This is a genomic window from Flavobacterium sp., from assembly GCF_044368625.1.
GTDB lineage: Bacteria > Bacteroidota > Bacteroidia > Flavobacteriales > Flavobacteriaceae > Flavobacterium.
In genome coordinates this window covers 1-5,343 of sequence record NZ_JBIPPD010000220.1, presented here as the reverse complement: position 1 = coordinate 5,343, position 5,343 = coordinate 1, and the positions used below count along the sequence as shown (strand labels likewise).

The 5,343-nt window shown below is 38.2% G+C and carries 5 protein-coding genes; all 5 read right to left on the bottom strand.

Annotation, left to right across the window (positions count from 1 at the left end; translation table 11 throughout):
* Positions 1-150: 150 nt before the first annotated feature.
* The 5 genes from ACIQ2X_RS13495 to ACIQ2X_RS13475 all read right to left on the bottom strand — a co-directional run bounded on the left by ACIQ2X_RS13495 (position 151) and on the right by ACIQ2X_RS13475 (position 4,935).
* Positions 151-2,445: a DNA topoisomerase 3 gene (locus tag ACIQ2X_RS13495; RefSeq protein ID WP_396179454.1), complete on the bottom strand. Its 2,295-nt coding sequence runs from the start codon at positions 2,443-2,445 to the stop codon at positions 151-153.
* A 238-nt stretch (positions 2,446-2,683) separates the two neighbouring features.
* Positions 2,684-3,067 (bottom strand): DUF3037 domain-containing protein, encoded by a 384-nt coding sequence (locus ACIQ2X_RS13490; protein WP_396179453.1) that lies wholly within the window; start codon positions 3,065-3,067, stop codon positions 2,684-2,686.
* Positions 3,045-3,827, bottom strand: a complete 783-nt coding sequence (locus tag ACIQ2X_RS13485) for a HipA family kinase (protein ID WP_396179452.1) — start codon at positions 3,825-3,827, stop codon at positions 3,045-3,047. Before ACIQ2X_RS13485 ends, ACIQ2X_RS13490 begins: the two co-directional genes overlap by 23 nt.
* A gap of 36 nt (positions 3,828-3,863) precedes the next feature.
* A complete protein-coding gene (locus tag ACIQ2X_RS13480) occupies positions 3,864-4,085 on the bottom strand; it encodes a hypothetical protein (protein ID WP_396179451.1) in 222 nt (73 codons plus the stop codon).
* 73 nt (positions 4,086-4,158) lie between these two features.
* Positions 4,159-4,935, bottom strand: a complete 777-nt coding sequence (locus tag ACIQ2X_RS13475; RefSeq protein WP_396179450.1) for a DUF4328 domain-containing protein — start codon at positions 4,933-4,935, stop codon at positions 4,159-4,161.
* Positions 4,936-5,343 lie beyond the last annotated feature (408 nt).

Genomic DNA, 5,343 nt, shown 5'->3' with positions numbered 1-5,343 from the left:
GTGAGAAAATCTTCGATAGACTAGTGATAGCAAGTATTACAGGAGTATGATTAAAAACGGATATGCATTAAATTTTTTAATTAAAAGTTGCTTTCAAGTTAAAAAAATAGTTGGAATTCCTTACGCCCTATTTTGATGTCTTTTTTTCTTTTATCTAAATGTCGTTTTTAAAATTTCATACACCAATGATTTGCTTATTTTCTGATTGCCCAACTGAAGACGCACTTTTTCAAAAGTAACTTTAAAGTCGCAACCCGTTTTATAAGCCGTACATCCGTATGCCGTTTTTCCTTTTAAAATGGTTCCGTTTTTGCATTTTGGACAAAGCAGCTTTTCGGGAATTGGCTTATCAAATGTTTTCTTCAATTCCAACTGCAGCTGAAAATTTTGATCAAAACGAAGCAATCCTTCAACAAGGCCATTTTCGGTTTTGAAATCTTTTAAGTTTACCGTAGAACCTTTTTGAAGCAGACGGAGGAATTGATTTTCAGATATTTTCTTGTCGCCAAAGGTGAAAGGCAATTTGAAATCGCAACCCGCTTTGTATTGGCTACAGCCAAAAGCTGATTTTCCTTTCAACAAATTCCCTTGTTTGCATTTCGGACAGGTTTCTGCTGCAATTCCAGCGGCTTTCTTTTTTTCCAAGGTCTCCACTTTTTTTGAGGTATTTTCAAGGTGCGAAATGGAAGCTGCTTTATGTTCCAATCGAACTTCGGCAACGAGTTCGTCCACCATTTGCTTCATGTTTTTGATGAATGCAGCGGCAGAATGTGTGCCTTTTTCGATGTCTCTCAACTGTTTTTCCCAAGATCCTGTGAGTTCGGCAGAGGTAAGCAACTTATTTTGGATGGTATCGATGAGTTGGATTCCAGTTTTGGTGGGCAATAATTGTTTTTTATTTCGCACAATGTATTGCCGTTTGAACAAAGTTTCAATGATGTTCGCCCTTGTTGAGGGTCTACCAATGCCGTTTTCTTTCATCAAATCGCGCAAATCTTCGTCGTCAATTTGCTTACCAGCGGTTTCCATCGCCCGTAAAAGTGATGCTTCGGTGAAATAATTGGGTGCTTTGGTTTCCTTTTCGAGAAATGAAGGTTGGTGTGGCCCTTTTTCACTTACGCTAAATTTAGGTAATAAATCGGCCTCCTTTTCAACTGCATTTGGATCTTCGAAAACGATGCGAAATCCTTTTTTCAAAATTTCTTTCCCCGTCGCTTTAAAAGGCACATCGGCAGCTTTGCCCAAAACCGTCGTATTGGCCACCAAACAATCGTCGTAGAAAACTGCGATAAATCGTTTGGTAATGATGTCGTAAACCCGCTGCTGGTTGTATTGCAAATTCGTTTCGATTCCTGTGGGAATGATGGCGTGGTGGTCGGTGACTTTTTTATCATTAAAAACTTTCGCCGATTTTTTGATTTTTTTGCCTAAAAGCGGTTGGGTTACTGCAGCATATTGTGTCAACTTTTGTAAAATTCCTGATACTTTTGGGTAGACATCATTTGGTAAAAAAGTGGTATCTACACGGGGATACGTGATCACTTTTTGTTCGTATAAGGTTTGTGCAATTTTAAGGGTTTCCTCGGCCGAAAAGCCAAATTTTGTATTGCAATATACTTGTAAACCAGTTAAATCAAAGAGTTTTGGCGCAAACTCGTTTCCGTTTTTCTTCTCTACAGCAACAATTTCGAAATCACTTTCCTGGATTTTTTGTGCCAATAATTCGCCCGATTCTTTTTTTAAAAAACGACCTTCTTCATAGCTGAAAAGGATATCGCGGTACAGGGTTTGTAATTCCCAATAAGGCTGAGGTTTGAAATTCTCTATTTCTTTAAAACGTGCCACAACCATTGCCAATGTGGGTGTTTGAACTCTTCCGATGGACAAAACTTGTTTGAATCCACCGTGTTTTACGGTGTAAAGTCGGGTGGCATTCATCCCTAAAAGCCAGTCGCCAATGGCTCTTGAAAATCCTGCATAGTACAAATTGTCGTATTGCGAAGCGGGTTTCAAATTATCAAAACCCTCCCGAATGGCTTCGGAGGTTAAAGATGAAATCCACAACCGCTGCACTTCGCCTTTGTAATTGGCCTCGTTCATGACCCAACGTTGGATAAGTTCGCCTTCTTGTCCCGCATCACCACAATTGATCACTACAACGGCTTTGTCAAACAAACTTTTTATAATGTTGAATTGCTTTTGAATACCTCCATTTGCAACTACTTTGGTTTCAAACTTTTCGGGAAGCATCGGTAAGTTGTTCAAGTCCCAACTTTTCCAATGGGGTTTGTAATCGTTGGGTTCTTTTAGCGTACACAAGTGGCCGAAAGTGTAGGTTACAGCATATCCGTTACCTTCGAAATACCCGTCGCGCTTGGTATTGGCACCTAAAACAGCTGCAATTTCACGGGCGACACTTGGTTTTTCGGCAATACAAACTTTCATTTACGGATTCATTTTTGAGACCGCAAATTACTACTTTAGATTTGTGTACTCAAGAAAAATCGATGGTAGTTTTGAACGTTGATTGGGATTGATTACTTTGGTACACTTACGGCTTTTACAACTCTTTTTGCCTATCCAGCTTTTTTCAGGTGTAGTAATTGCTTGAATCTTTTATCTCTAATGCAACCATTGCGTTTTGGAGCTTCTTGATTTTTTCTCCTTTTGAAACTGCATTTTTTTACAAAACCAATTCAGCAAATAATTTTTCAAAAGTAGCCTCTAAATCATCGGTCAAACCTGCATGAGGTCGCGAGGTTTGAAGTACCGAACTCCTCACGGCTGTTAACCATCGAAACCGTTCCGGCGTTTCTAATTGCCCAATTCTGTCGTTTTTTTTGTTGCCAAAAGCGGTTTGTTGAAAAGATTTTAGGTAGGAAATAAGGTCACAAAGCTCAATTTCGCAATCAAAAAGTTGCAATTTGGCTTCATTGATTTGATACTCCATTCGAATGTACTGTTGTCTTTTGCAAAACAAAATCAGGCCAACGTTGATGAATTCTTCGCGCTCAATTTTTGGCACGACGCGAATTACGGCATACTCATATAAGTGCGGCTCTTGCATGCTGTGCTTGGTTTACAAAAGTGCTTGCGTGTAATTTTCGCAACACTAAAAATTGATAATATATAGTTTTGATCTCGTTGGGCGTTTGATTGTTGCCTTCCCAAACGAGCCAGTCGTCGGGAAGTAATTCGACAATTTCTTTTAGTTTTTCGTCCGTTAAAAGGCTTTGAAAAGCGGTATTTACTTCTTCCAAATCATTCGCTTGTGGCAGTAAAACATGGTCTTTTATCAGAGCAAATGGACTTTGTGCGTGTTTTTCCCAATTGTCCCAGGAATGGTGAAAATAAAATGCCGCTCCGTGATCAATGAGCCACAATTCCTTGTGCCATAAAAGCAAATTGGTATTGCGAAAAGTTCGGTCGACATTGGTGATAAATGCATCAAGCCAAACCACTTGCGAAGCCAGTTTGGCAGCGACTTCTTGCGTATTGGGGTCAAAATTTAAAGCACCAGACAGGAAATGCAGACCTAAATTGAGTCCTTGACTTTTTTGAAGCAGTTCTTGGATTTCCTCATCGGCTTCGGTGCGACCAAAGGCTTGGTCTAGTTCGATAAAAACCAACTCAGGAACGGGCAACCCCAATGCTCGAGCGATTTCGCCACCTAAATATTCGGCAATTAAAGCTTTCGTTCCGTGGCCAGCCCCTCTAAATTTGAGTACGTATTTAAAATCATCGTTGGCGTCGGCCAAAGCCGGTAAAGAGCCTCCTTCTCGAAGCGCTTGAATGTATCGGGTTACTTGAACGGTTCTTAGTTTCATTTCATTTATAAATATTGGTAAATAACCCCGCCTCGTTTATTGTAAAAAAGCGAAGTAAAAACACCTATTTTTTTCAAACCATTGCGATGAGTCCAGCAATTGCCCAACCGCACCTATGATTAAAAAAGTCAATCCCGTTTTATATTCTATTCCAAAAAACGATTTGATTTTTGATCCTGCAGCATGCATGTGATTGATTTCATAACCCGCTAAAGCAATTCCTAAAATTAAAGACATAATTCCTGATGCGTGTTTCAAAACAGTATCATTTAAAATTTTACTAAAGCTAAACGATTTTTTTTGTAATGCATTATTTTTTACAAAAATAAATTTAAATGGGATTGGAGGTACTTTCCAGTTTTGTAAGCAGTTCTTCTTTTTGTGCATACGATTGTATCATCAGTACCGTAACAATCGATACTGGAATCATAAAGGCAGAAACTCCGATGGCAACGGAGGTGCTTTGCAGCAATTCTTCAACCGTTTCGGCACTCAAAGTTTCTCTCATGAGCAAGTTTCCTCCAAAGTTTCCTAAAATCCATAACGTCCACCATATCCCAATTAGGGTGGAATTACTATGGGTAAATTGGGTTGTTCTTAAATTGATTAATTGCGATGTTTTCGAAGAAAGTTCCATCATGATGCGGTACGGGCGAATTAAATTCAGAAAGGGTACAAACCAGCTTCCAGCAGCCCAACTGTGGTCATGGACTGCCGAAGTACGAATGCTTAAATTGTAGTAGGCACGTCGAAACCACATAATAAATGTAAATCCAGAAATTATAAAAAGTACAGTGTAACTAATTCCCATCCATTGTTCTCTGGTGTCGTTTGAGGCAATCATGAGTTCGGTTACTTCTTCACCGTTTTCAAAATCTTTTAAAAGGCGAAATTGCAAGTAGGATGAAATCACGGAAAGAATCTCAATTGCCATTACCGCCCAAACGAATAATTGAGCAACTTTGGCTCTTTTAAAATTAGGTTTCAGTAAACTCAATTTACTTTGTTCCATCTGTTGAAAGTCTGAAGACTGATTTAATGCATCAAAATTTCTTTCGATATTATTTTCCGAATCTGGATGGGAATTAATGATTGGATTTTCTGACATTAGTGTGAAAAGGTTTGATTTATATGGTGTTTATTGAATGGAACAAATTTAAATTGTAACTTTAAATGGGGTGTGACTAGAACAGATTTTACCAATAAAAGAAACATTTTATACCTTCTTTTTTCTTTAGCAATTAATTGCGAAGTTTATAATTTTTCAAAAGTATACATTTCTATGAATTAAGTTACAATTGACGGCTGTTTTCTTAATTTAATGAACTGTGTGATTTCAATTTAGTATTGTCATTTTTCTCAAGAAACTATTAAATAGAAAAAAAAGCGCCAAATCCGTTTTTTCGAAATTTTGTATATGCGTGAAAAGCACAATTTAACAACAAAAATCCTGCTCCAAAATAGGCAATAGTGGTTACATTTTCAAAAGTGTTTTGGTTTCGAATTCCGATAGCGA